Below are 25,373 nucleotides of genomic sequence, written 5' to 3' on the forward strand. Positions count from 1 at the left end.
ATCCCGCTTAAGTGCGTTTAAAGTACAATTCCAATCCGTGTGCGGGGATATACCCCTAGTGTAACGGTTATGCGCCCTCCGATTGAGCCTGAAGTGCACGCGTCAAAACTTTTCCTGCAAGTTGCGCCGCAAGACCCTCAATATCTTCATTACTGGCGCCCTCAACACAAATAGAAATTGCGATAGTGGGCTTATCATACGGAGCAAATCCAATAAACAACGAGTTAATCTTGTTATTACCAACTTGTGCGGTACCTGTTTTACCAGCAACCTTTACGCCCGATACCTGAGCTGCTGTGCCAGTTCCACTGGTTACAACGTCGAGCATGGCTTCCTTAAGGGATTGAGCCGTGCCAGAAGAGATTGCTTGTCCTAAGGACTTGGTGGTGGAGCTGGTAGTAGTGGCTCCTTCTGGCGATAAAATCTTGGAAACTAGATAGGGGTTTTGGACAATGCCTCCGTTTGCAATGGCGGCTGCAATGACAGCATTTTGCATAACGGTGGATTGAGGACCAGCAGGGCTATTGTGCTCACCAACTGGCTGGCCACAGGCTGCCCAAGCAGTTTCCCATTCTGTCATCTCTGCTGGGACAGGCATAACAGATGAGACAGACGAGAAGTCCTGACCGAGCTTAGTTTCAAAGCCAAAACTCTTGGCATAAGAGACAAGACGGTCAGATCCAATCTTGGTACCAAGCTGTCCAAATGCGGTGTTAGAGGATACGGCAAGCGCCTTTTGGAGGCTAATGGTGCCATAGTCTACGTCATGATCATTGGTGACCTTGGCATTGCCAATATCCATAGAAGCAGGAGCTTCGATAGTCGTATCTAACGTGGCAGCTCCAGAATCTAGGGCGGCTGCTAAAGAAACTACCTTAAAGATGGAGCCTGGCGCATAACGGACTTGCGTGGCGCGATTAAGCAAGGCACCCGAGCCGTTATCGTTGGCGATAAGTTCACCGATTTTCTCGTAAGTAAACGTAGGAGAGCTCGCACTAGCTAAAATGGCGCCCGTATTGGGGTCGAGGATAACAACGGAACCAATGCGTCCAGCCAAGGCATCTTCTGCCGCTTGTTGCATGCGTGAATCGATGGTTAGTACGGCAGTATTACCAGGAACGTGGGCGCCAGATAAGGAATACAGCGCACTTAACCAGTTTGAATAATCAGCATGCCCCGTCAGCGTTTCATTGAGTGAGGCTTCTACACCAGTGGTGCCATAGCGTGTGGAGAGATAGCCTACCGTATGTGCCGCCATAGTTCCCGCAGGATAGCTGCGCTGATAGGTGCCATCAGCTTGCTTAACGCTTTCTGCCAGTGTCTTGCCATCGGATGTGAGGATGGCACCACGCTGAACATAAGCACTTTTTGCAATGGTGTGGTTGTTGCCAGGTTTGTTTTGATACTGTGTAGCCTGAATAACCTGAACATACGTAAGGTTTGCAATGAGAAGGGCAAACAATAACGTAAAGGTACGAATCAGCAGAGTAAGACGGTTTCCTAAAGCCACGCGGCCAAGCACACCGGATTCAGGTGTTTGCAAGCCAAAGCTTCCACGCACATGACTGCCATGAGCTACTGAGGCAAAGCGTTTGCCTGTCTGCTTAATGGTTCCGCTGCCCTGAAGTTCTTCGTTGCGGCCCGTGGCCTCATCGCCTGCTCGTAAAATAAGGCCAATAATAATAAAACTCGAAAGCAAAGAGCTGCCGCCCTGACTAATAAAGGGTAGTGTTACGCCAGTGAGCGGCATGAAGCGCGTAACGCCTGCAACAATCAAGAATGCTTGAAATGACAAAGACGTAATCAGACCAACGGTGGTAAAGGCGGCCATATCAGATTTAGCGCGTGCAGCTGTTGCGCAGGCACGAACGGCAAGCAAAATGTAAAGCAGCAAAATTGCGGCGCCGCCCAAAAGACCCATTTCCTCACCAAGCGCCGAGAAAATAAAGTCAGATTCTACAACAGGAATAAGACCAGGCATGCCGCGTCCAATGCCCGTACCAATCATGCCGCCATCTGCCAGTGAGTACAAAGACTGAACGATTTGCAGACCTTTGCCAGAAGGATCTTTCCAAGGGTCGAGCCAAATATCTACACGAACACGTACGTGCGAGAAAAGATGGTAGCACGCAAAGGCACCAAGAGAAAGAAGCACTATAGAGACTATGACATACGACATGCGTCCCGTTGTAACGTAGAGCATAACTACAAAAATGGTGAAGAATAACAGGGCACTTCCTAGGTCACGTTCAAAAATAACAACCAATAGGCTAATACCCCACATAATAAAGACAGGGGCAAGCATGCGCAGACGAGGGATAGCTAAAGGACCAATGTGTTTGGTGGAGGCACTTAAAAGCTCACGATTATCGGCAAAATAACTTGCCAGGAACAATACCACCAATATCTTGGCAATCTCGCCCGGTTGGAATGAGAAAGGTCCAAGAGAAAGCCAGAGCTTAGAACCGCCTTTCTCGGTACCAATAAGCATGGGGAGCAGTAAGAGAGCAACGCCCACAATGCCAATGGTGAACTTATATTTACTTAAGCCTTCGAGACTGGGAACAGCAATCAACACCGCTATCATGGCTGCAATAGAGACAAACAGCCAAATGAGCTGATTGGTTGCAAGATTAGGCGCGAGGCGCGTTACAAACGTAATGCCCGTACCCGAAAGCAAAAAAACAATGGGCAGCAGGGCAGGGTCTGCCTCGGGAGCATATATGCGAATAGCAACATGTGAGATGGCAAACGCAACAAACAGCGCAAGCGGAACAGTGAGCGTAGAGAGACTTACCGTAAGATGGGCATTAAGGATGTACAAGGCATACAGCAAAATTACGGGAATAGCAGCCAAACCAAGCAATAACAGTTCGGTTGTGCGCCTTGAAGGTCCAGAAATTGTTGGCATTTAGTCACCCTCTTTCGAGGTTGTTTGTGCATCTTGATCTTTTACTGTGTCCAGTTTGGAAGCCGCCTCGTCTTTTTCTTTCGTAATCTGATCACGGTAGTCTTCCACAGTTTTGCGCGCTGCTTCGGGGCCAGAAACACTGATGCCTTCTTCAAGCAGACGTTGCGTGGTTTCTGGCAGGTCTGCAACTTTAATAGACGTAGTCTCGGAAAGCGTGCTGAGTTTATAGCCAAAAGGCGCAGAGTTTACGCCCTGATAAATGGCAACAGTAGTACCATTTGTGCCAATATACCAGGAGTTTTGCACAACAAGCCATGCGCTAACCGTAAGCAGCATAATGGGGACGAGAATAGCTATGAGCCAGGTTATGAGTGCGCGGCGGCGGGCATGGCGACGAAAGATTGCACTGTCGCCATTGGTAACGTCTACCACAATGACAGTTACGTTGTCATGGCCGCCTTCTGCGAGGGCTTCTGCTACAAGGTTGTCTGCTGCTTGTTGAGGCGTAGCGCTGGAAACCGCAAGGTCTTCGATGATGCTATCGGACACCATGGAGGAAAGGCCGTCCGAACAAATAATAATGCGGTCGCCCTTCTCGATATCTAAGGTGAAGTGGTCTGCATACATATTAGGATCTGAGCCCAATGCACGCGTGATGACAGAGCGTGAAGGATGCGAACGCGCCTCATCTGCGGTGATTTCTCCGGCATCTATGAGCTCTTCTACGAAGGAATGGTCATGTGTAACACGAACAAGCGTTCCTTCATGAAGGACGTACAGACGCGAGTCACCCACATGGGCAATGGCAAGGCGATTGTTTTCTAGAATGGCAGCGGTGGCAGTACACCCCATGCCAGGCTTGCCAACACCTTGTTGAGCGCCGTCAATGATGGCAGTATTTGCTAGCTCTATTGAGGCTCCAAGTAGAATATCGTCTGCAACAGCAGGCGCATGCTCTGCAATACTGCGCACGGCAATAGCGCTCGCTACCTCGCCTGCTGCATGTCCACCCATGCCATCACATACACAAAACAGTGGTGCATGAACAAGGAATGAGTCTTCGTTGTGCTCACGTATAAGGCCAACGTCTGAGCGAGCACCCCAAGACAGTTGCAGGGTTTTGCCAGTATCTGTGTCCGAGCCAACGCGTTTCTCGACATCAATAACTTGCGTGCCAGGTGCGTTTACTGGGGCAGACGGCTGTTCTTGATCTGGTGTGCTTTTAGGTTCCGCAGGAGGAGCTGTAGGAGGAGCTGCAGGAGGTGCCACGGGCTTGGGCGGCACAGAAGTATCTGCAGCTTGCACAGGCTCAAGGGGGGCTGGTGCGGGCTGCGAAGTTTCCTCTGGAATCGGCGGATTGACGGGAGAAAACGGAGCTGTTATGTCAGGCTTGAGCTCGTCGCTCATCGGCGGCTGACCCTCATGATTGTGTCACCAATCTGCACTTCATCACTGTCACGCAAAGTAACGGGTTGTGTGATGGGATGACCATTAACGTACGTACCGTTTGTGGAGCCTAAATCTTCTACAACCAGCGCAGGCCCCTGAATAGTAAAGCGGGCATGTGTGGAAGAAACGTATGGCTCAGCAATTGTAATGTCAGATGATTGTGAGCGACCAACCACCACAGGGCCCAGTACGTCTATATGCAAACCACGTAACTGCTTGGGGCCTTTCTCCACATCAATGCACCAAATAGTAGCGTCACGACGCTGTCCACGTACCAAACCAACGCCTGTGTGAGCCACAAACGACAGAAAAATGTAGAGAAGAACAACAAGAAGAATGCGTCCAGCAAAGAGAACTAAGTCAATCATTAGTCCTCCCTGAACTCAAGCGTAGTAAGGCCAAAGGTAATCAAATCGCCGGTTCGCAAAATACATTCATCAATATCTACATCGTTAACCTGCGTACCGTTGGTGGAATTAAGGTCGCGCACGTGCCAAGAAATGCCATCAAAGCTAATTTGTGCATGGCTGCGCGAAACATTGGGGTCATGCAACACGATTGTGGCATTGGCGCGCTCACGACCTACAATGGCACCACTACCCTCCACAGGGTAGGTCTTACCGGAAATGCGGTTGATGAGAAGTGCCTGGACGGTGCGCGTTGGAGCTGCTGCGGCATGGTAAGTGCGCGCGTTGACCAAAGGAACATTGCGGCGCATGGTTTTGGGTGTATCAACAGGGGTAGAGCGTTCGGGATTTGAGGGGCTGGCGTCATGTGCAACACCAGCAGAGCCACCAGCATGTGCAGCAACGCTGGCAGCAGCACTTGCAGCACCAGCACCAGCGGCAATGTTAGCAGCCATATCTGCGGAGGCTGCATGGGCTGCAGCGGCAGATGCCTTAGGAATGATGGGGGTTGGTGTAGGCATAGGTACCGAAGAAAAGCTGGTATTAAGTACAACGGGATTGCTTGTCTCGCTTGCTGGAATAACGTTAAGGCCAGCTTCGGAATCATCCAGAGGAGTGGCAGGCTTAGGCTCAGGTGTGGGGTTTGTTGCAGGTTTTTGGTGACGGCTGTGGCTGCGACTGTGAGAAGGACGATTCGCACCTTGAGCAGCAATGTTGTTGAGTGCATCCTCAATGAACTTATCGCCAACAAACGCAGCTTCTTCCATGCGTAGACGTTCCAAAACGGGAGCCTCTACGTTTTCTGCAAAAACAGCGTATTTACCACGTCGGAGGTTGGGATCAACCATAAAGCGGACCACAGGGGTGCCTACCAGCGTAAGGTTCTTTTGGATGGCATGAGCTTCTAGCAGCTGAGACAACTCTGTTGTGATGGAGCTATAAAAAGGGCGCATTTGCATGGCATCATCTGCGGCAACCAGGATGGTAATAAGAGCAGGTGCAGTATCTACGCCATCGATTATTAAGGTTTCATTTTTGAGCTCACGCAATGCCTTTTTGGCGAGCTTCTTAAAGGAAAAAGGGGCAACTTGACCCTCTGCAGATGCGCCAAAAATGCTCGCAATACGCGACTCAAAGGTATTTAGAAAGTTCATTACTCAACCTCCAGCGGGGTGCCGGGCGTTTGGAAAACTACCGTAATCAGGCACGATAATCCAAACAAGATTACCGCAACAACCATGCTTAACATAGGGGGAGCCGACCATATACCGCCATTCTCCACCCGGATACGAACAAACAGAGTAACAAAAACAAGCAGAAGACCAATAGTATGCCCCAAAACGCCAAATAGTTTGCCACCACGGTTTACCAAGAGCGAAGCAACAAATGCTGCAAGACTAAAACCCACTACTTCGAGCAAGATTGTGGGATGCCACATCCAACGTTGGAACAAAAGACCTATGCTATCCAGAGAAAGACCACTTATGCGGGCAATGTCTGCGTATTGCGAGAATATCCAAGCTACGCAGGTGGTGCCGGCAGCATATAGGGGGCTTAAGTAGGTAGCACCAAGGTTAACGCTTGCAAATCCAGTAGAAAAAATGCTAGGAATGAGCAAAGCAATACTGGCAGTGCCCTGGTTACGGCCGATAAAAACCCACCAAACAGCACTAATGGCAAGAGCTATAAGTGCAAAGCCAAAGGTGGCGTAACTCAAGGCACTACTTGCGGTACACATGGCAGCAAAGCAGAGCGCCAATACCAAGGCCGAGCCAAAGTTAGGCAACGCAGAGCTCAAACCAGTTACAACACAAAGCAGTGCCAACTCAATGTTGCTGTTAGAGAGCTTTAAGAACGGTATGGCAAACTGAGCCACTTCACAGCTTAACGTTGCTATAGCAACGCGTGATACTAACGGTGCAAGCCAAGGAGCGCGTTCTGCTAGGGTAAGTGGCCTGCCGTGCATGACTGCACCAGGCTGTTCATCATTGGTTACCTGAGTAAGAAGTTCTGCTAAGGAAGCTTTGCCTTCTGTGGCATCGCCAAGCAGGTCTGCTGCAGCTGTGATGAACTTCTCGATAGATGACGTTCGGTTGGTGGCATCCGCGGCCAGTGCCTGCACAAACTCGTCGTACACCTGCGGGCCAAAGTCCAATCGTAGCTGTGCTAAATATTCCTCTGCACCTTTATATATAAGCTTGGCTGACGCCTCTGCGGTAGGAGCTAGGTAAGGATTGCTGCCCGTAAGTGCTTGCATTAAACATACGACCAGGGCAAAGAGATCACAGCGTTCATCTACAAGCTCACCATTAATTTGTTCAGGCGGCATATAACCAATGGTTCCGCCACGCGCGTCACCATATCCTGCTGCCGAAGCCAATGTTGCCATGCCAAAATCTGCAAGCTTGGGTGTGCCCGTATGGTCAAACATAATATTTGCGGGTTTAATATCTAGGTGCAATACGCCGTTTTCATGCGCAAATGCCAAGGCAGAAGCTATGCCGTCCAGCATATAGGCACATTCATCGCCTGTAAGGGTGCCACCCTCTACGCGGGCGAGAAGTTCGGCAAGGTTGACGCCATCTACAAACTCCATAACAAGGTAGGCGTAGTTGCCGTCCCACTCAAAGTCATACATGGTCACGATATTGGGATGTGCCAGCATGCTTGCCGTACGTGCTTCCATGAGTGCTTCTTGCATAGTAGAGGCAGAGGTTTGTAGACCATCTACCGTAGAAAGAGGCAAACACTTAATTGCTACGCGGCGTTGAAGACGCGTATCCCAACAAATTTCTACCTTGCCAAAGCCGCCATTTGCACGTGTCTCTAAAATTCGATAGCGACCAAGCAGAAGCTCAGACGAAGTATCTTCTGGGGTATGTGCCGTGCGGCGCAAGACCGTATTGGTATATGGCTGATCGTGCACGGCGCCTCCTTGTTTGTTTTAGCTGCAGTTGTGCCGTGTTTTCTAAAGTATTTTACCCTTATAGGTTGCTATGTGGCAAAACTTCGGTGTAAAATCACCTCTGCATGCGGGCGTGGCGGAATTGGCAGACGCGTACGCTTCAGGTGCGTATGGGAGCAATCTCGTGAAGGTTCAAGTCCTTTCGCCCGCACCATATGTTACGAAGACCTCTGGGCAACCGGAGGTTTTTTATTACGGGTGCTCAGCGGGTAATCGCGGGAATTATCGCAGGAAATAAGCGTAAACCAAATGCTTTTAATAGATCCTGCTCCTGTGTCCTACATCAATAAGAACTAATATAAGTTGATTGTCCTGTATGTCTGCTAAAATCCGATAATCTCCTACTCGATAACGCCATTGATCACTTCTGTTGGCAGTTAGCCCTTTGCCATGAGCCCGTGGATTTTCACAGCCCACAAGATTTTTATCAATCCATGCTTTGAGTATCTTTTGTGTTTGTCTATCGAGCTTTTTGAATGCTTTATCAAATCTAGCAGTAGTGCTTACTGCGTACCTCATAGCTTAAGTTCGTCCCAAAGTGCACTTACAGGGCGTGTTTTGAGCGTTCCAGAAGCTTTTTGAGCTTCATAGTCTTCAAACACCTTAAGATCATACTCATTCTCAATATGTGCAAGCATTGTTGTTCGGATTATTTCAGACAGGCTGCTGTTATTGTGTTTTGCATAGGCCTTAAAGATAGCAAGCTCATTATCGGGGACTCTTAAGCTAATTGTAGACATAGTCTTCTCCCATTCGTTCGTATTACAAATGTATTACGGTTGATATTTTTTGTCAATCTCAACGTCGTACCAAGAACCCGTCTTATAAACTTTCGAACGAAAGCAAATGGTATAATGTACAACAGAATTGTGCGTGGGCACATATCTATAACAAGGAGGGTTTTTATGGCACGTATTTTTATTAGTCCAAGCAAGTATGTTCAGGGTCCTGGTGAGCTTAAGGCACTGGGTGAATATGTATCTGCTTACGGCAAGCATGCTTTGGTAATCATTTCTGCCGGTGGCATCAAGCGCTTTGGTCAAACCTTGGAAGCCAGCTTTGGAGCCGCAAACCTTTCTTTTACCTATGACAACTTTAATGGAGAGTGTTCTCAGGATGAAATTGACCGCTTGGTAGCTGTATATCAGGCAAATGGCACGGATGTTGTAGTTGGTGTTGGTGGTGGCAAGATTTTTGATACTGCCAAGGCTGTTGCAAGCAACGTTGATGCCCCTGTGGTTATTGTTCCCACCATTGCGGCAACCGACGCCCCTTGCTCTGCTCTTTCGGTTATCTATACACCCGAAGGCCAGTTTAAGGAGTATCAGTTCTTTAAGTCCAACCCGAACTTAGTTCTTATGGATACCGAGGTTATTTCCAAGAGCCCCGTTCGTCTTTCTGTTGCTGGTATGGGTGACGCCCTTGCAACCTATTTTGAGGGCCGTGCTTGCACGCGCTCCGAAGCTGGTACCTGTGCAGGTGGTACGTCCACTCAGGCAGCAAACGCTCTGGCAGAGCTTTGCTACAACACGCTTATGGATGAGGGCGTAAAGGCCAAGCTTGCCCTTGAGGCTGGTGCTTGCACCGAGTCTGTCGAGAAAATCATCGAGGCCAACACGCTTCTTTCTGGTCTTGGCTTTGAGTCCGCTGGTCTTGCCGGTGCACATGCAATCCACAATGGTCTGACCGCTATGCCAGAGACACACTCCATGTACCATGGCGAGAAGGTTGCCTTTGGTACGTTGGTGCAGCTTGTTCTAGAGAACGCAGATGAGCTGTATGAGGTGCTAGACTTCTGTGTTGAGGTTGGCTTGCCAGTGACGTTTGCCCAGCTTGGCGTCTCGGACGCTTCTTACGAGCGCGTGCTTGAGGTTGCTCAGCTTGCCTGTGCCGAGAATGACACACTGGGCAACATGCCTTTCACTGTTACTCCCGAGAAGGTTGCTGCTGCTATGTTGGCTGCAGATGCTTACGGTCGTGCAGCATTGGCAGAAGAGTAGATCCAGAGCTGCTTAAAGCGTCATGCAAGTAAGCGCAAACAAGTGTACAAAACAGTGTCATAAGAGAGGTGCCAGCCTAAAGACTGGCACCTTTTTACAAATGGTAGAACTGTGCATGAGCAGTGGGTTTATATTGGCAAAGGGCAGAGCGCCTAGGTGCTGAGCTTCTTAGGCATGGGGTTTCTCGGTAGCTTCTTCATCAGAAGAGAGGTCATCAAAGATACCCCAGCTTGTATCGCCCTCTTTGCGCTCATGGTTGTAATAGCGTTTGCGACCGCGTATCTCGGAAACGTATGCCACAATTGCAAAAATAACAACACCAACACTAAGCAGACATGCTACGCCGGGACGCGTATGAAAGAGCCAATTTAAAATGTCGCCAATGGAAGCCATATGGAATGCCTTTCGATGCTTTGGAAGCCTCGCTTTGTAAGATGACATACAAGTATATACTTTAACCATCTATGATTCACTGATTTTGAGCGAGAGAGGCTTGTTGATGCTCGACATTAAGTTTGTACGAGAAAACCCTGATGCTGTAGATAAAGCCTGCGAGTCTAGGCAAAATGCACACTGGGACCGTGAGCGTTTTTTTGAGTTGGACGAGCAACGTCGTGCAACTATTGCAGAAGTAGAGCAGCTGCAGGCCGAGCGCAATGCCATTTCTAAGCAAATCGGCCAGCTTATGCGCGAGGGCAAAAAAGATGAGGCTGAGGCAGCAAAGTCTCAGGTTTCTGCCAACAAAGATCGCATTGCTCAACTTGACGAGAAGCGCGGTGTTGTAGAAGACGAGTTGTTTGCTTTAGTGGCCGCCATTCCCAATATCCCTGACGAAACAGTTCCTTATGGTAAGGATGACTCTGATAATCCTGAGGTTCGCAGCTGGGGAACTCCTCGCGAGTTTGATTTTGAGCCTCAAGCACATTGGGATTTGGGCCCTTCTACGGGCATGATTGATTTTGATCGTGGCGTAAAGTTGGCGGGTACTCGTTTTTATTTGTTGGGTGGTATGGGCGCTCGTATGGAGCGAGCTCTTATCAACTTCTTTATTGACATGCACGTAAAGGCAGGTTTTAAAGAGTGGTGGACTCCCGTTATTACCAATCATGATTCTTTGTTTGGCACTGGTCAACTTCCTAAGTTTGATGAAGACTTGTACCATGTAGAACCTAATCTGTACTTGATTCCTACGGCAGAGGTACAGCTTACCAATATCCACCGTGATGAGATTTTGGATGCTAGTCAGCTGCCTTTGATGTATACCGCTTTTACGCCCTGCTTCCGTGAAGAGGCAGGCTCTGCTGGGCGCGATACCCGCGGTATCATTCGCGTTCACCAGTTTGACAAGGTAGAGATGGTCAAGTTTGCCAAGCCAGAAGATTCCATGAATCAGCTTGAGTCTATGGTGGCTGAGGCAGAGGCTCTCCTTCAGGCTCTGGGTCTTCCGTATCATGTTGTTACTTTATGCACGGGCGACATTGGTTTCTCGGCACGCAAGTGTTATGACATCGAGGTATGGTTGCCTAGCTACAACGCATACAAGGAGATTTCTTCTTGCTCTAACTGTTGGGATTTCCAGGCGCGCCGCGCTAATATTCGCTATAAGGATCCCTCTGAGTTTAAGGGCACCCGTTTAGTTCACACCCTTAATGGCTCTGGTCTTGCTGTTGGTCGCTGTATGGCTGCTATTATGGAGAACTACCAAAACGCCGATGGTTCCATTACCATCCCCGAGGTTCTTCGTCCGTATATGGGTGGTATCGAGAAAATCCTGCCTGAGGCATAAATTGTAGTTTTCATTAGCACAGATTTTTCCTGGCTGTTTATATCCTCTTTGCTGCATATGCGGTGAAGAGGATTTTTTTAAACAAGAAGGAATGCGGTGTTTTGCATATGAGCGGCGGAGCAAATTAAAGAGAAAGACTAGAACATATGTTCTGAAATTGCTATACTGTAGATAATAAAACATAAGAGCACGGGGGTTGAGCATGGACCAAAAGTTAGAAAGTGTGTCGGTAAATAAAGCTGGAGATTTAGAGATTAAAGAAGAGCTTTTTGGACCAAACGTTATGGACATATATGAATCTAAGCAGTATGAGCATGGCATTACTATCAAAAAAGACAAAGTTCCCTTAGTTGCTGCAGTGCTTGGCAATGTGCAGGATGATATTACTGAGGTGGTATTTAATAAATTACGAGATACAGAGTACTATCTGGCTGATTTAATGGACCTGTTGGATTGTAAACGTATTACGTATACATATACTGCCCAAGCGGATGGAGTTACTCACTTCAGACCTTAAGATCCCTAGCTGTTAAGGGCGTCAGATGGGGCTATATCGGAAGGATAGAACGCAGCAAGGGGGGATTCAAAAAGTAATAAAAAGCCAGGGGTAACCCTGGCTTAAAAATACAACTGGTGCGGCGTACAGGATTCGAACCTGTGACGTCCTGATTCGTAGTCAGGCCCTCTATCCAGCTGAGGTAACGCCGCGTCCGTGTGCTTAACTATATTGCCACCAGCCCTAGGGGGTGTCAAGCAAGAATTCAAATTTTTTGAATATTAGGTAGTGCTAGGTAAATAAAAAGTTAATCCCTTGTTCATAACATGCGAAGTAAGGTATACCGTGCATTTCATATAAAGAGAAACAAAGATGCAATTTCATATTGACCTGCCCATTAGGGACAATGGCATCCTTTAAATCAGCGAAGTTTCGACGTGGCGAAAGGCTGGTATTTCATGTTACGAAGTGAAGTGCAGAGCAAAACTGGTTTAACAAGAAAAGCTATTGAATACTATGAGGAAAAAGGCATTATCAAACCTCAAAAACTGGACAATGGTTACAAGGACTATAGCAACAACGACTGTGAGCTTTTAGCTCATGTTTCTATATTACGAAAAATTGGAATGAGCGTACCTGAAATTAAAGAAGTGTTACGTTGTGGTAGCGCTGCACTTGCTTCAATGCTTAGAAAAAAGCAATACCAACTAGATATTGAAGAAAAGAAGAGTGCGATTCTTGAGCTTATCGTAAAAGGTGAAGACCAGAAAAAGATACATGAGAAGCTTCAGCAGCTAGAAAAAGAAGAAACTATTTACGAAAAATTACAAAGTGCGTTTCCTGGGTTCTTTGGGCAACTGTTCTTTCTAGCGTACCAGCCATTTTTAGATGAGCCCATTAGGAAGAATGGAGAAGAAGCATATGCACAATACATACGCTTCTTAGATGCATTACCTCCTTTTAAAGTAACCAAAGAAGAGCAAGAGTATATTGATAAAAGCAGTTCCTTTTTTGACAGGGCAGGCATAAAGGAGTTTCATAAAAATAAAATTAATGCTATTGCTAACATGGAGCTATGGTTAGAAGAAAACAAAGATAGCATTTCACAATATGAAGCGTACAAACAGAGTGAAGAGTATCAGAATAGTCTGTTCAAACAGGTTCAGGATAAATTACAAAACTATATGACAGAGAATAACTACTACGAAGTAGCGATACCGCTTATAAGAGCGTTTAGCAAGAGTTATGATGCTTATTATCAACAGTTGATTAAAGCAAATGACACCTACGTAAAGATGAGCAACTAAAAGTACTCATGTCATGGTACAAAGTGCCAAAAACAGCATCTTTTAACCTATACGTGTTTCTTTGGTTTTCCGTAAGCTATGGCTGTGTTTACTACAACTAGGAATATAAACAGGCCAATCATTACGTAGGTAGCCATATAACCTTGTAGTATAAAACCACAAACAACCGCCTCTACTATTCCAACAATAGCAGTAACAAGTCTACATGCACGCATTTGGTTTTGAGACAAGGGTTTCCTAAATGGTAGACCTATAAGATGTTGAGTTGGTAAGAAAGATGCAATAAAAATTATCAAACCAGGAAGTATATAAAGACTTGATAATAGTCTGGAAGAATCGTTATCACTTCCAGCTAATACAAGATGAATCCATACGGCAGTAATTGCCAAGCAGCATATAAAAACAGCAATCCCCGAGAAATATATCGAAGAGAATGTATTTCGAAAGTCAGAAACAATCGTTTGCTCTTGTTGTAAAAAATTTTTTAATTGTGCAAGAAAAACAAGACAAAATATAAGTGATAGTCCCGGCAGGGAAAACATCTCGTATTTTGATCCCCAGCGATTAACAATAGCATTAGCAGACCAATGAGCTGGAATCGTATCGGGAATGTGCGGCCAGAAGTATAGTAGGACACAGAGCGGGAGTGCGGCTACCAAGACAAATAGCATTACGAGAAGAATACGATTACGAAGCTTCATGGGATCTTGCTTTCGAGCTTGCTAAACCAATAGTTTTATAACTCTAGTATATCTATATATATACTTACTCAATAATCTTATAATGTAAGTGCTTTAGATGCTGCTAACGATACAGCTTTTCTCAAGCCTACTAGTTTCCAGTGAGCCTGCAGTATCTCTCTAATAAAGGATAGATATGCTCGTAGATGTTTGTTTTGATAGCACAAGTGAAAGCACGCTTAAACTTGCTGCACGAGAAGGCTACCCACTAGGAGAAATAGTGGTTTTCCCAGATGATGTATGTTTTGGTGCTATTAACACTATGGCTCCTAAAAAGAGAATGTCAGAATTAAAGCAGCGAGGATATAGCATCAATCAAGATTTTGAGACGCAGTACGAAGCTTTTCTTAACGCCATAGCACAGGCAGAAGCACTAAGAATATGGATGCTTCCCTATCCTTATGCAAAGCTTGGTTTGTTATATATAAGTTCTCTGGCAGATTCACAGACAAAGCTACAGGGCATCAAAGGCATAGAGCTCGTTACTCCATCAATACTATGGCTTGATGACAAGCATGTTAATACCACGTTTTTAACCGAGCTTATCGACGCGGTCTTTGATTTAGAACAAAAAATCTGTGCACAGCAGTGGCAAGAGCTCGTAAGAGAAAATGCGTCTTTTCGCATTATGGTACAAGGCATTCCAACAAGCTGTAATGAAAACGTGCTCGATGAAGAAATCATTGCCTTTTGCAAAAAGCATTCTGCGCTTATGGCTTGTAAATCGACTGGTAGAGAAGCCAAGAGAGAAGAAAGACAGTATGTTCTACAAAACCTTGCGCTTAGTCTTTCGGAGCACCTGTCTACAAAGACAGGTGGCATGCTTAATCCAGACTTCTATCTTTTTCGTATTACAAACCTTCTGGAAAAGGGTTTGATATAAGTCAAGCCTGTAAGAGTCTATAAGCCTAATTTTAAAGCAGGCATTGATTAATAATTGGCTAATTTAGTGAGATTCTATGCAGTCTTATGGCACGTTATGCCAGATTAGATATTTTTCAGTAAGTTAAAACAAAGCGTCTACCAGCAAAAACGCTAGTAGACGCTCATAATGTTCTGGCGGAGAGCTGGGGATTCGAACCCCAGATAGGATTGAGTCCTATACTCGCTTAGCAGGCGAGCACCTTCAGCCTCTCGGTCAGCTCTCCAAATAGTGGTGCATACGAATAATACCCTACTATACCAATTTTTGTTAGGGCAACTATGAGTTTGTATCAAAAACTTCAGACGTTACGACAATGTCTTGACAACAATCTGGAAGCGCATGCCAGCTAAAGTTAGGAAGCAATTCATTTGGCGTAACCGCAGTTCCTCGTGGAACCAATCCTGCCAAGTGAGCAAGAAACCCAATAATCTGCTGTGGTGTCACGCCACGTGCTTTTAGAGCACCAAGGTCAAGGTCTTTATTACGCTTAGAAAGACGATGCCCATCCGGAGCAATCAACAGAGGAATGTGAGCATACTGGGGGTGTGGTGCACCGAGCAACTCCTGCAAATATAACTGCCTAGGAACCGAGCTCAATAAGTCATTACCGCGCACAATTTGGTTAACACCCATGAGTGCATCATCAAGAACAACGGCAAGTTGATAGGCGTATACTCCATCTCCACGCTTGATAATAAAGTCACCACATTCAGTGGCAAGGTTTTGTCGATACTTGCCTTGTAGCAGGTCAGTAAAGCTGTATACCGCAGATTTGTCAGTATTGCTTGGTACGCGCAGGCGGATTGATGGGGTTTTATCGACAGCTTTTTGCTTACGCTGTATCAGTGATAGCGTGCGGCATGTGCCTGGATAGATATACGTTCCATCGCATGCATGAGGGGCAGATCCTGTATGGAGCTCTGCTCGCGTACAAAAACAGGGGTAGGTGTAGCCTGCAGCGGTAAGTGCGGCAATAGCTTGGTCATATATCTTAATACGGTCGCTTTGGAAATAAGGGCCCTCATCCCAAGTAAGGCCAAGCCACATCAGATCTTCCATCAGGGTGCGGGCGTGTTGTTTGCTGGCAGCTCGAGGGTCAATGTCTTCAATGCGTAAGATAATGTTTCCGCCAGCGCTTTTTGCGCCTAACCAAGCCATAAGCATGGAAAACACATTTCCTAGATGCATGCGGCCAGAAGGCGAGGGCGCAAAGCGGCCAACTACGGCTGTGTTGTTGGGATATGTAAATGTCTGGAACTGCATGCAAAGTATAGTAGCTCACTCAGCAAGTTAGATGAAACTGCAGGCAATATCGTATACAGTTAGAGTAGTAATAAAACACCGTTCGCTCTATGAGACGGGAGCTTCATGAAAAAGCACTTTAGTTTTGTGCGGGCATCGTTTGCTCTAGCGCTGTGCTGTTTGTTGACAATACCAGCGGTTTTGTTTGGATTGCCAAGCCAGGCACTTGCAAAAGATTATAGGATTGATCAAGTAAACATTAATGCTACGGTCAATCCTGACGGTTCTATGGACGTAGTGGAGAATCGCACCTTTGACTTTGATGGCAAATTTAATGGTGTGTACTGGAAGATTCCTGAGGGAACATATAAGGGACGTGCCATTACAGTTACAGACATCAAAGCAGGACTTGCTCAGCAGGGCTCGTTAACCCCATCCACTCAGTTTGAGCAAAACGATTCTGAAGACAACCAAACCTTCCAAGTTCTTAGCGAGAATGGCGTCAAGCGCGTTAAGATTTTTTATCAGGTCCGAGATGAAAAACAGTCGTATCTCATTAGTTATCGCATCAATAACGCAGTTTCCGCTTGGTCGGATTGTGCAGAGCTGTACTGGAAGTTTGTTTCTGATGGCTGGGATGTTCCTTCAAATAAGGTAACTTGTACCATCCACCTACCAGTTCCAGAAGGTCAAACCGTTATTCCAAAAGATAATGTTCGTGCTTGGGGGCATGGTGCTCTTACTGGTACCGTTACCCAATCAGAGGATAAAAAGGGCGTTGTTTTTAAGGTAGATACGGTTGGTTCTTCTGAATTTGCTGAGTCTCGTATTACTTTTCCAACAAGCTGGGTGAGCGGTGTTACCGCTTCTTCAGAGGCTAAATTGGATAGCATTATTGCTGAAGAGACGGCTTGGGCCAACAAAGCTAATCAAGAGCGTCAGCGGCTTCGTGAGCAACAGCGTCAGCGTGAAGCAACTACGCGCCATTTTGCAAATGTGCTCACACCAATTTTTGTTGTGGGTGTTCCTTTGGTATGTGTCTTGATGGGGTTCTTTGCACATGCAACCTATGCACGGTATCGCCGCTTGCATGATCCTCTGTTTAAGGGTTCTTATTTCCGTGATGTTCCCTCGAGTGATAACCCAGTGGTGTATTCCATTTTCCAAAACAGCGGAAACGTTAAAAGCAAGTTCCTCACTACAGCAATTATGCAGTTAAGTGCTAAAAAGGCTTTGCGTATCGATAAAATCGAGGGAGAATACGGTGGTTCTTCTTGGGCGCTTACGGCACTTAAAGACTACGATGATTTGTCAGATCCTATCGATCGCGCAACGTATAAGTTCTTATTTAAAAAGGTTGCTCAAGCAGCGCAGCATAGTAATGACGGCGCGCAAAAAACACTTCTTATGAGTGCCCTAGAAGAGGTAGCAAAGGAAGATTCCGAGAATTATACGGAATGGATAAACTCATGGAGTGCCAAGGCAGAGACAACAGCCTATGCCAAAGGCTATTTTGATGATACCCATAGCAATAGGGTATGGCTCATGATTCTTCTGGGCATTCTTGTTCTTGTGGTCTCTTTCATTCTTATGATTGCGGCGCTTCCCTTTATTTTCTCGGATTGGGGCAATCTGCTTGGTTCATTTGCATGGTTGTGGCCCCTCTATGCTGTATTAGTAATTGGTACGGTTGCATGGATTGGCTTCCAAGCACATAAGATGAGAAGCCTGTCTGCTGAGGGCGTGGAGCTGAATGCAAAACTACAGGCTCTTAAGCGGTGGTTTAGTGACTTTACGCGCCTTGACGAGGCCGTGCCTAATGATGTTGTTTTGTGGAGCAAGCTTCTTGTTATTGCGGTAGCTCTTGGCGTTTCCAAGAAGGTACTCGAGCAAATTAGAGTTGCGCTACCGCGCTATGTGGATGACGTGGATACCATTCCAACGTTTATCTGGTTAAACAGCTATGGTTGGGATGATCCGCCGCTTTCAAGTCTGGATCACAGTATTACAAGTGGTGCTATGGCAAGCGCTATTGCCTCATCATTAGACTCGTCTGGTGACGGTGACTTTGGTGGCGGTGGCGGTGGCTTTTCCGGCGGAGGCGGAGGAGGCTTCGGCGGCGGTGGCGGCGGAGGTGCATTTTAAGCACTTTTAGTGAAGTCACTACCGTTCGCCCATAAAGGGTTTTCTCGGTAAATATGTTATAAATATCGTCATTTTTACAGTTTTATGCACGATAGGTAATAAGGGGATGGCCGGTTTACAAAAGCTGGTATCCCCTTATGTTTTTGAGGGTAATACCGTTCACAGGCGTGCAAAATATATCGAATTGTTTTACAGTAGCTACGCGCTATTATTCTGTGTTGATAGCGCGTTTTGTTTCGCGCCCATTCGTGCAGTGCGAATGGACAATCCGTCGATCTAGAGGAGACACAATGGCTAAGTCTGGCGCAAGCCGCGTCGTCATCGCCCTTGGTGGCAACGCTCTTGGCAACACCCCTGAAGAGCAAATTGAGCGCGTTCGCAACGCTGCTCCTATCCTGCTTAAGGTTATTGAGCAGGGCAATGAGATCATTATTACCCACGGCAATGGCCCTCAGGTTGGCATGATCCAGAAGGCATTTACCTACGCAAACCAGACTGATGAGTCCATCCCCACCATGGATCTTCCTGAGTGCGGTGCTATGAGCCAGGGCTACATTGGCTATCACCTGCAGCAGGCAATTGGTGCAGCTATGCACAAGTCTTACAAGCGTTGGCACGTTGCTTCTGTTGTAACGCAGATTGAGGTAGACCCTGACGATCCTGCATTCCAGAACCCCACCAAGCCCATTGGTGCATTCCTTACCAAGGAGCAGGCAGACGCAGAGATGGCAGCTCATCCTGACATGATCTTTGTAGAGGACTCTGGCCGTGGCTATCGTCGCGTAGTTGCTTCTCCTGAGCCTAAGAAGATTGTAGAGAACGAGTCCATCCTTAACCTTTTGGACAATGAGTTCATCGTAATCGCTTGCGGTGGCGGCGGCATTCCTGTAGTTCGTGACTACAGCGATAAGGGCGCCTATAAGGGTCAGGCTGCAGTTATCGATAAGGACATGGGTGGCGAGCTTCTGGCTGAGGATTGCTCCGCAGATACCCTGGTTCTTCTTACTGCTGTTGATCACGTTGCCATTAACTTTGGTAAGCCTGATCAGAAGGATCTTGAGGACATCACCACTGAGGAGGCACGTCAGTACCTCGAGCAGGGTCAGTTTGGTAAGGGCTCTATGGAGCCTAAGGTTCGCGCTGCAGTTAAGTTTGCAGAGAGCCGTCCTGGCCGTACCTGCATCATTGGTTCTTTGGACAAGGCAGCCGAGGCTATGGCTGGTCTTTCCGGCACTCGCATTCACGCCTAAAATATGCTTGCATAAAGCAGGTTTTACCAAGAGGTTCGTCGATTTTGGCGGACCTCTTTGCGTTTCATAGCTGTGAATTTACCTATATAAGCTGCATCGCTTTTCTCGTCCACGTTACACTACTACTAGGTAAACTGTGACCTAAGGGAGGCCCCATGGCAGACATGCCCATTAAGAGAGCGCTCGTTTCGGTAACTGATAAAACCGGCGTTGTTGAGTTTGTAAAAGCGCTGGAAAACGAGTTTGGGGTCGAGGTGATTTCCACAGGAGGTACCGCACGCTTGCTGGCAGAGGCTGGTGTGGCTGTTACACCCATCGAGCAATACACGGGATTTCCTGAGATGATGGATGGGCGCGTCAAGACGCTGCATCCTAAGGTTCATGGTGGTTTGTTGTGTCGCCGCGCTAATGCACAACATGTGGCAGACGCCGTAGCTCATGACATTGGCATGATTGATTTAGTCTGCGTTAACCTGTATGAATTCGAGAAAACTGTTGCCAAACCCGATGTAAGCTTTGCAGATGCAATTGAGCACATTGATATTGGTGGCCCTTCCATGCTGCGTTCTGCAGCAAAAAATAATGAATCCGTAACGGTTGTAAGTAGCCCTGCAGATTATGACAGCATTTTGGCAGAGATGCGTGCTCATGCGGGTGTTACAACGCTCAATACCCGTCGTGCGCTTGCGCTTAAGGCATACGCTACCACAGCTGCGTATGATACGGCTATTTCTACTTGGCTTGCCGCTCAGCTTGCCACCACTCCAAAAACCTCTGAAGAAGTTGCGTCTGAGTTTCCCGAGCAACTGCTCATTACTGCCGCTAAGGAGCAGGATTTACGGTATGGCGAGAACCCCCGTCAGGCTGCTGCATTTTACGTAGATCCTCAGGCTCCCGAGCATTCGTTAGCCCGTGCACAACAAATCCAAGGCAAGCCTTTGTCTTATAACAATCTGTTAGATACTGATGCAGCATGGGGTGCTGTTCGTGAGTTTGATGATCCTGCTGTTATTATTCTTAAGCATCAAAATCCCTGTGGTTCTGCAACGGCAAAAGATGTGACCACTGCGTATGACCGCGCGTTTGCGTGCGACCCCGTGTCTGCTTTTGGGGGCATTATTGCAGTAAATCGAGAAGTGCCCCTGTCATTAGTAGAGCACTTTGCAGATAGTAATAAGCAGTTCGTTGAGGTAATGATTGCCCCAAGCTATACACCCGAGGCGCTTGAGCGCTTGTCTAAGCGCACCAATATGCGCGTATTAGCAACTGGTGGGGTAGACCGCACCATTGGCCATGAGATTCGTACCGTAGATGGTGGCTTGTTGGTGCAAGATATTGATCACGTAGATGAAGACGTAGCAAGCTTTACGGTTCCTACTAAGCGCCAACCTACAAAGGCAGAAATGGATGACCTTATATTTGCTTGGAAAGTGTGCAAGACCGTAAAATCCAATGCAATTTTGGTCGCCAAGGATAAAGCGGGGCTTGGTATGGGGCCTGGCCAACCCAATCGCGTTGATGCTGCTTTGTTGGCTTGTGAGCGTGCTCAGAAAGCGTGTGAGCGTATGGGTGTTGAGGCAACGGGCTTAGTGGCGGCTTCCGATGCGTTCTTCCCCTTCCGCGACAATGTAGATGTGCTGGCAAAACATGGTGTGACGGCTATCATTCAACCTGGTGGCAGCGTGCGCGACGATGAGTCTATTGCAGCCTGTAATGAGTATGGCATTGCCATGGTCTTTACGGGTACTCGCCATTTCCGCCACTAAAGACGCGCTTGGTATATATCATGCAGAGGCTCTGCATGGGTGGTAGGGTTTGCTGTATGCGCTTGCTTGTACGTAACCGCTTTTGAACTAGCTGGCCCAAAAATCCTTACGCAGAGCTTCTCGGTTGGCTTGTCCACATTTCTTCATGATGTTGTGCAAGTGCGTTTTAATAGTGCCTTCGGCCAAAATAAGCTCATTGGCAATTTCTCGGTTACTTTTTCCTTGCATGGTGAGGCCGAGAATCTCTCGTTCGCGTTTTGATAAGCCATGGGCAGCTGCATAAGCAGGAAGACGGTCTTCAATGTGGCCGGTAAGGCGATTGGCTTCGCCTTCATCTGTTTTTGCCTCGGGAGGCTCATTAAAGTGCAAGCTTATGATTTCGAAGGCGGGGCGCACGACGGTATAAGCAAGGTACAGCATCATGATATTCTCGGAAAAATTACGTGACGAGAGGAATAATGCTGCAAAAATACTGTCTGGTCCAGGAATAGGCAGGTCAAGAATTACAAAGGTGTCCTCAATAAGGATGCCTACAATCAAGATGCTTAGAATAATCATCATATGAGTGCGCTTGGTAATGCGCTGCTGCATAATCTCATCATTGCTCTTATGGTAGCGGTATCGTGCATACACCAGGCATGCTATGAGTGAGATTTGTCGCATGGTGTAAAACAGCCACTGTCTTAGGGCGCCGTAAGGCATGGTTGCAACAATAAGCGTGCACATAATAATAAAGACAAGAGCGGGAATGAATACCGCACGCAGATGGTGCACATCAACAATATCGAGGACAACATACCAGAAGCACGATAGTATTGCTGCGCCAATAAGAATGCGAAATGCAGGGAAGTCAATGCTGTAGTAATTAGAAGGATTGATGCTAGAGATATTTTGCACCATCCACTCTGAGCCAAAGATGCTGGCAAGTTCCGCAAAGTAAAAAATAAAAAACAAGGCTTGTGGGATATAGCGGTTTCGGTGGGAGACCGCCCAAGCCGCCCCGCAAATACTGGCCGTTGCAATGCAGATAAAAAGTAACGCAATTGTATACACAAAGAAGAATAAACTCATGTCAATCTTCTCTCTACTCCTATAAACCCCCCAATTATTGTTAAGTCTAGCTTACGTATACCGAGCCGGTAGCAATAGTTTATCGAGGTTTAAAAACCGTCAGCATTCATAAACTCAAATGACCTGGACGCAAAAGCCTGTGAGTTCCATCGTTATAGATGAAAGTGTGCGCACAAATAAGCGCATGGTAACTATGGGGCGAGCCCTTTTGAACCCTTTTGAAAGGAGGTTGCACAATGGAGAAGAAAAAGTTCAGCTTTATAAGCGTAATTCTTTCCGTTATTTGCGTTGTGTTTGTAGCGGAAGCTGCAGCACCCGCAGCAGCCATTGGCAATGCACAGTTTTTCTGGTGGGTCTTTCTTATCATCACCTTTTTGCTTCCTTACGGTATGGTTGTTGCTGAGCTTGGTACTACCTACGACTCCGATGGTGGTCTGTACGATTGGATTCGTGAAGCATTTGGCGATAAGTGGGGTTCTCGCGTAGCCTGGTATTACTGGATTAACTATCCTTTGTGGATTGCTTCCTGCGCAACCTTGTTCCCCGATATTCTTGGGATGGTATTTGGCATTGAGTTTTCTTTGATTGCCAAAATGGCCATTGAATTGGCATTTGTTTGGGTAGTTGTTGTCATGTCCTTCTCGAAAGTGTCTGACTCTGAGTGGATTCTTAATGGCGGCGCAGTTATTAAGGTGGCTATCGCGGTTGCTGTTGGCGCGCTTGGTATTTGGTACGCCACCCAAAACGGCTTTGCTTCCGACATGTCTGCCCAGACGCTGCTTCCCAGCTTTGATAGTTCTGCGCTTACTAACCTGTCCATCATCCTGTTTAATTTTATGGGTTTTGAGGTTGTTTGCACCTTCGCTTCTGATATGGAGCATCCCGAGAAGGACATCCCCAAGGCAATTATTCTTGGCGGTCTTGCTATTGCGGCCATTTATCTATTTGCATCTTTTGGTATTGGTGCAGCTATTTCTGCCGATGCAATCGATCCAGACTTTGGCATGATTGTTGCCGTTCAAACTATGGTAGGCAATTCGCCTATCTTTGGCATCATTGCTATTGCATTCTTGCTTACCCTGTTTGCCAATATGGCCTCTTGGTCCTTTGGCGTTAACTTTGTTGCCGATTATGCTGCTAAGCATGGCAACATGCCTCAGGTGTTTGCTCGCGAAAGTGCAAAGACCGAGATGCCCAATGGCGCCGCTATCGTAGATGGTGTTGTGGCTTCTTTGGCCTTGTGCCTGCAGCTTATCCCCAATGAGACCATCGCTAATAATATCTTCTGGATGCTTTTCTCGATGAACGTAGTATTTTTGCTTATTAGCTACATTCCTATGTTCCCCGCATTCCTTAAATTGCGTAAGGTCGATCCCAACCGCGAGCGCGTTTTTAAGTTCCCCTTTACGGGCGCTATGCAGATGATAGCTTTGGCTGTTCCTGCGATTGAGCTGGTGCTGTGCATCATTGCCACCATTGTATTCCCCGTCTTTGAAGGAGACTGGAGCTTCCTTATTGGCACGCTGGTGTTCATTGCGCTTGGCGAGGTAGTACGCGTGTGGTCTGCTCGTGGTCGTAAGGTTGCATACCAGGGTTTAACGCCCGAGCTCGCTGCTCAGCGTCTTGCTGATGAGGCTGCTCAACCTACTGAAAATACCGAGGAGTGAGCAACTTCTTCTCAGTGTTCCTGTCCGATGTAATGGTTTAGCCGCTGTCTATCCATTATTAATTTTAATAATGGATAGACAGCTCCAAAAAAGAAAAAAGGCATCAAAGTAAAGGAGAGTATCTCATGACTATGCCCAAAGATTTTATCGACACAAATGACTTCACTAAAGAGCAGATTCTTGCTATTGAGGATCTTGCTATTGCAATGAAGAAGGCCATCAAAGTTGACGGCTACTATCCTCACCTGCTGCGCAACCAATCGCTTGGCATGATTTTCCAGCAGGTATCTACGCGCACCCGCCTTTCTTTTGAGACAGCCATGACCGACCTCGGTGGCCATGCACAGTTTTATGGCCCTGGCACCATTCAGCTTGGTGGCCATGAATCCCTGGGCGATACCGCTCGCGTTATGGGTTCTTTGCTCGACATCATGATGGCTCGCGTAAATCGTCACAAGGATGTGGCAGGCCTTGCGGAGGGCTCAGCGGTTCCCGTAATTAACGGCATGTCTGAGTTCAACCATCCAACTCAGGAGATGGGCGATCTTCTGACCATGCTCGAGAATCTTCCCGAGGGCAAGTCTATCCAGGACTGCACCTTGGCATTCATTGGTGATGCAACCCAGGTCTGCGTTTCCTTGATGTTTATTGCTTCCAAGATTGGTATGCACTTCGTGCAGTTTGGGCCTCAGGGTCACCAGGTGTGCGACGGTGGTTTGCACGTGGGCACCAAGGAGGAGCGTGCGGCGTTTGGCCGCCAGCTCATGGAGATTGGCGAGAAAAACTGCAAGGAGTCTGGCGGCACCATTGTTATCTCTGACGACATTGAGTGCATCAAGGGCGCAGACTTTATCTACACTGACGTATGGTATGGCCTGTATGATGAGGAGGAGTCTGGCGAGAATTACATGGACGTCTTTTACCCCAAATATCAGGTAACCATGGACATGATGAACTTTGCTGGTCCTCACTCCAAGTTCATGCACTGCTTGCCCGCTACTCGCAATGAGGAAGTAACCGATGAGGTTATGGATGACCCTGCGCGCTCCTTGTGCTGGGATGAGGCAGAAAACCGCAAGCACTCCATCCGCGCTCTTCTCGCCACGCTGGGCAAGCGCACCCCGCTTAATGACGAGGATGTCGAGTACTCCGCTAAGGCAGAGCTTCATGCTGCTCTCGATAAAATCAACGAGCTCCAAGCATAACGCTTGCCGCGCACTGTCTACCAGATGCCGGAGGCACAAGG

The 25,373-nt window shown here is 47.3% G+C and carries 21 protein-coding genes and 3 tRNA genes; 11 read left to right on the forward strand and 13 right to left on the reverse strand.

All coding sequences use genetic code 11. The features are described 5' to 3' along the window. Positions 1-67: 67 nt before the first annotated feature. The 5 genes from SPD80_RS03670 to SPD80_RS03690 are packed head-to-tail and all read right to left on the reverse strand — an operon-like array spanning position 68 to position 7,693. Positions 68-2,911: an FtsW/RodA/SpoVE family cell cycle protein gene (locus SPD80_RS03670; RefSeq protein ID WP_320828525.1), complete on the reverse strand. Its 2,844-nt coding sequence runs from the start codon at positions 2,909-2,911 to the stop codon at positions 68-70. Further along, the gene (locus SPD80_RS03675) at positions 2,912-4,318 is read right to left on the reverse strand and encodes a Stp1/IreP family PP2C-type Ser/Thr phosphatase (RefSeq protein ID WP_320828527.1); all 1,407 of its coding nucleotides are present in this window, start codon (positions 4,316-4,318) and stop codon (positions 2,912-2,914) included. Further along, the gene (locus tag SPD80_RS03680; RefSeq protein WP_320604538.1) at positions 4,315-4,728 is read right to left on the reverse strand and encodes an FHA domain-containing protein; all 414 of its coding nucleotides are present in this window, start codon (positions 4,726-4,728) and stop codon (positions 4,315-4,317) included. Before SPD80_RS03680 ends, SPD80_RS03675 begins: the two co-directional genes overlap by 4 nt. After that, positions 4,728-5,921: an FhaA domain-containing protein gene (locus SPD80_RS03685; protein WP_320828528.1), complete on the reverse strand. Its 1,194-nt coding sequence runs from the start codon at positions 5,919-5,921 to the stop codon at positions 4,728-4,730. The genes SPD80_RS03680 and SPD80_RS03685 overlap by 1 nt, the downstream gene beginning before the upstream one ends. Continuing rightward, a complete protein-coding gene (locus SPD80_RS03690; protein WP_320828529.1) occupies positions 5,921-7,693 on the reverse strand; it encodes a serine/threonine-protein kinase in 1,773 nt (590 codons plus the stop codon). The genes SPD80_RS03685 and SPD80_RS03690 overlap by 1 nt, the downstream gene beginning before the upstream one ends. 106 nt (positions 7,694-7,799) lie before the next feature. Here SPD80_RS03690 and SPD80_RS03695 point away from each other — a divergent pair. After that, positions 7,800-7,886 (forward strand) — tRNA-Leu (locus tag SPD80_RS03695). A gap of 101 nt (positions 7,887-7,987) precedes the next feature. On the opposite strand, the gene SPD80_RS03700 is transcribed toward SPD80_RS03695, so the two are convergent. Both SPD80_RS03700 and relB read right to left on the reverse strand, forming a co-directional pair. Continuing rightward, positions 7,988-8,251 (reverse strand): type II toxin-antitoxin system RelE/ParE family toxin, encoded by a 264-nt coding sequence (locus SPD80_RS03700; protein ID WP_320828531.1) that lies wholly within the window; start codon positions 8,249-8,251, stop codon positions 7,988-7,990. Further along, positions 8,248-8,472, reverse strand: coding sequence for a type II toxin-antitoxin system RelB family antitoxin (gene relB / locus SPD80_RS03705; RefSeq protein WP_320828532.1), 225 nt, complete (start codon positions 8,470-8,472; stop codon positions 8,248-8,250). The genes SPD80_RS03700 and relB overlap by 4 nt, the downstream gene beginning before the upstream one ends. Positions 8,473-8,637: 165 nt before the next feature. Between relB and SPD80_RS03710 the strand changes: the two genes are divergently transcribed. Then, complete coding sequence (locus tag SPD80_RS03710) at positions 8,638-9,732, forward strand: glycerol dehydrogenase (RefSeq protein ID WP_320604528.1); 1,095 nt, start codon at positions 8,638-8,640, stop codon at positions 9,730-9,732. Positions 9,733-9,900: 168 nt separating this feature from the next. On the opposite strand, the gene SPD80_RS03715 is transcribed toward SPD80_RS03710, so the two are convergent. After that, entirely contained in the window at positions 9,901-10,125 is a 225-nt protein-coding gene (locus SPD80_RS03715) for a DUF6724 family protein (protein WP_320604526.1), read from the reverse strand. A gap of 106 nt (positions 10,126-10,231) precedes the next feature. Between SPD80_RS03715 and serS the strand changes: the two genes are divergently transcribed. Together serS and SPD80_RS03725 are read left to right on the forward strand one after the other, a co-directional pair. Beyond that, a complete protein-coding gene (gene serS / locus SPD80_RS03720; RefSeq protein WP_320828534.1) occupies positions 10,232-11,518 on the forward strand; it encodes a serine--tRNA ligase in 1,287 nt (428 codons plus the stop codon). A gap of 202 nt (positions 11,519-11,720) precedes the next feature. Beyond that, positions 11,721-12,035: a hypothetical protein gene (locus SPD80_RS03725; protein WP_320828535.1), complete on the forward strand. Its 315-nt coding sequence runs from the start codon at positions 11,721-11,723 to the stop codon at positions 12,033-12,035. 114 nt (positions 12,036-12,149) lie between these two features. On the opposite strand, the gene SPD80_RS03730 is transcribed toward SPD80_RS03725, so the two are convergent. Continuing rightward, positions 12,150-12,226 (reverse strand) — tRNA-Arg (locus SPD80_RS03730). A 246-nt stretch (positions 12,227-12,472) separates the two neighbouring features. Between SPD80_RS03730 and SPD80_RS03735 the strand changes: the two genes are divergently transcribed. After that, positions 12,473-13,321, forward strand: coding sequence for a MerR family transcriptional regulator (locus SPD80_RS03735; RefSeq protein ID WP_320828536.1), 849 nt, complete (start codon positions 12,473-12,475; stop codon positions 13,319-13,321). A gap of 47 nt (positions 13,322-13,368) precedes the next feature. Here SPD80_RS03735 and SPD80_RS03740 read toward each other — a convergent pair whose 3' ends face one another. After that, positions 13,369-14,022, reverse strand: a complete 654-nt coding sequence (locus SPD80_RS03740; protein WP_320828537.1) for a DUF1648 domain-containing protein — start codon at positions 14,020-14,022, stop codon at positions 13,369-13,371. 175 nt (positions 14,023-14,197) lie between these two features. Here SPD80_RS03740 and SPD80_RS03745 point away from each other — a divergent pair, with 175 nt between their 5' ends. After that, positions 14,198-14,944, forward strand: coding sequence for a DUF1835 domain-containing protein (locus SPD80_RS03745; RefSeq protein ID WP_320828539.1), 747 nt, complete (start codon positions 14,198-14,200; stop codon positions 14,942-14,944). Positions 14,945-15,118: 174 nt separating this feature from the next. Here SPD80_RS03745 and SPD80_RS03750 read toward each other — a convergent pair. Together SPD80_RS03750 and gluQRS are read right to left on the reverse strand one after the other, a co-directional pair. Further along, positions 15,119-15,209 (reverse strand) — tRNA-Ser (locus tag SPD80_RS03750). Between the two features lie 53 nt (positions 15,210-15,262). Then, positions 15,263-16,249, reverse strand: a complete 987-nt coding sequence (gene gluQRS / locus SPD80_RS03755) for a tRNA glutamyl-Q(34) synthetase GluQRS (RefSeq protein ID WP_320828540.1) — start codon at positions 16,247-16,249, stop codon at positions 15,263-15,265. 105 nt (positions 16,250-16,354) lie between these two features. Between gluQRS and SPD80_RS03760 the strand changes: the two genes are divergently transcribed. From SPD80_RS03760 to purH, 3 genes are all read left to right on the forward strand, one after another. Beyond that, the gene (locus SPD80_RS03760; RefSeq protein ID WP_320828541.1) at positions 16,355-18,373 is read left to right on the forward strand and encodes a DUF2207 domain-containing protein; all 2,019 of its coding nucleotides are present in this window, start codon (positions 16,355-16,357) and stop codon (positions 18,371-18,373) included. Positions 18,374-18,663: 290 nt separating this feature from the next. Further along, positions 18,664-19,623, forward strand: coding sequence for a carbamate kinase (gene arcC / locus SPD80_RS03765; RefSeq protein WP_320606023.1), 960 nt, complete (start codon positions 18,664-18,666; stop codon positions 19,621-19,623). 155 nt (positions 19,624-19,778) lie between these two features. Beyond that, a complete protein-coding gene (gene purH / locus SPD80_RS03770) occupies positions 19,779-21,389 on the forward strand; it encodes a bifunctional phosphoribosylaminoimidazolecarboxamide formyltransferase/IMP cyclohydrolase (RefSeq protein WP_320828542.1) in 1,611 nt (536 codons plus the stop codon). Between the two features lie 87 nt (positions 21,390-21,476). On the opposite strand, the gene SPD80_RS03775 is transcribed toward purH, so the two are convergent. Beyond that, positions 21,477-22,460, reverse strand: coding sequence for a helix-turn-helix transcriptional regulator (locus tag SPD80_RS03775; protein ID WP_320606025.1), 984 nt, complete (start codon positions 22,458-22,460; stop codon positions 21,477-21,479). Between the two features lie 236 nt (positions 22,461-22,696). Between SPD80_RS03775 and SPD80_RS03780 the strand changes: the two genes are divergently transcribed. Beyond that, the gene (locus tag SPD80_RS03780; RefSeq protein ID WP_320828544.1) at positions 22,697-24,127 is read left to right on the forward strand and encodes an APC family permease; all 1,431 of its coding nucleotides are present in this window, start codon (positions 22,697-22,699) and stop codon (positions 24,125-24,127) included. A gap of 125 nt (positions 24,128-24,252) precedes the next feature. Continuing rightward, a complete protein-coding gene (gene ptcA / locus SPD80_RS03785) occupies positions 24,253-25,332 on the forward strand; it encodes a putrescine carbamoyltransferase (protein ID WP_320828545.1) in 1,080 nt (359 codons plus the stop codon). Positions 25,333-25,373 lie beyond the last annotated feature (41 nt).

Origin of the sequence: Atopobium sp. (assembly GCF_034113385.1) — a bacterium.
Taxonomy (GTDB): Bacteria; Actinomycetota; Coriobacteriia; order Coriobacteriales; family Atopobiaceae; genus Atopobium.

What these genes read in the sequence shown, in the direction of transcription:
- SPD80_RS03670 (WP_320828525.1), bottom strand. Translation starts at nt 2,911, where the DNA reads ATGCCAACAATTTCTGGACCTTCAAGGCGCACAACCGAACTGTTATTG.
- SPD80_RS03675 (WP_320828527.1), bottom strand. Translation starts at nt 4,318, where the DNA reads ATGAGCGACGAGCTCAAGCCTGACATAACAGCTCCGTTTTCTCCCGTC.
- SPD80_RS03680 (WP_320604538.1), bottom strand. Translation starts at nt 4,728, where the DNA reads ATGATTGACTTAGTTCTCTTTGCTGGACGCATTCTTCTTGTTGTTCTT.
- SPD80_RS03685 (WP_320828528.1), bottom strand. Translation starts at nt 5,921, where the DNA reads ATGAACTTTCTAAATACCTTTGAGTCGCGTATTGCGAGCATTTTTGGC.
- SPD80_RS03700 (WP_320828531.1), bottom strand. Translation starts at nt 8,251, where the DNA reads ATGAGGTACGCAGTAAGCACTACTGCTAGATTTGATAAAGCATTCAAA.
- relB (WP_320828532.1), bottom strand. Translation starts at nt 8,472, where the DNA reads ATGTCTACAATTAGCTTAAGAGTCCCCGATAATGAGCTTGCTATCTTT.
- SPD80_RS03710 (WP_320604528.1), top strand. Translation starts at nt 8,638, where the DNA reads ATGGCACGTATTTTTATTAGTCCAAGCAAGTATGTTCAGGGTCCTGGT.
- SPD80_RS03715 (WP_320604526.1), bottom strand. Translation starts at nt 10,125, where the DNA reads ATGGCTTCCATTGGCGACATTTTAAATTGGCTCTTTCATACGCGTCCC.
- serS (WP_320828534.1), top strand. Translation starts at nt 10,232, where the DNA reads ATGCTCGACATTAAGTTTGTACGAGAAAACCCTGATGCTGTAGATAAA.
- SPD80_RS03725 (WP_320828535.1), top strand. Translation starts at nt 11,721, where the DNA reads ATGGACCAAAAGTTAGAAAGTGTGTCGGTAAATAAAGCTGGAGATTTA.
- SPD80_RS03735 (WP_320828536.1), top strand. Translation starts at nt 12,473, where the DNA reads ATGTTACGAAGTGAAGTGCAGAGCAAAACTGGTTTAACAAGAAAAGCT.
- SPD80_RS03740 (WP_320828537.1), bottom strand. Translation starts at nt 14,022, where the DNA reads ATGAAGCTTCGTAATCGTATTCTTCTCGTAATGCTATTTGTCTTGGTA.
- SPD80_RS03745 (WP_320828539.1), top strand. Translation starts at nt 14,198, where the DNA reads ATGCTCGTAGATGTTTGTTTTGATAGCACAAGTGAAAGCACGCTTAAA.
- gluQRS (WP_320828540.1), bottom strand. Translation starts at nt 16,249, where the DNA reads ATGCAGTTCCAGACATTTACATATCCCAACAACACAGCCGTAGTTGGC.
- SPD80_RS03760 (WP_320828541.1), top strand. Translation starts at nt 16,355, where the DNA reads ATGAAAAAGCACTTTAGTTTTGTGCGGGCATCGTTTGCTCTAGCGCTG.
- arcC (WP_320606023.1), top strand. Translation starts at nt 18,664, where the DNA reads ATGGCTAAGTCTGGCGCAAGCCGCGTCGTCATCGCCCTTGGTGGCAAC.
- purH (WP_320828542.1), top strand. Translation starts at nt 19,779, where the DNA reads ATGGCAGACATGCCCATTAAGAGAGCGCTCGTTTCGGTAACTGATAAA.
- SPD80_RS03775 (WP_320606025.1), bottom strand. Translation starts at nt 22,460, where the DNA reads ATGAGTTTATTCTTCTTTGTGTATACAATTGCGTTACTTTTTATCTGC.
- SPD80_RS03780 (WP_320828544.1), top strand. Translation starts at nt 22,697, where the DNA reads ATGGAGAAGAAAAAGTTCAGCTTTATAAGCGTAATTCTTTCCGTTATT.
- ptcA (WP_320828545.1), top strand. Translation starts at nt 24,253, where the DNA reads ATGACTATGCCCAAAGATTTTATCGACACAAATGACTTCACTAAAGAG.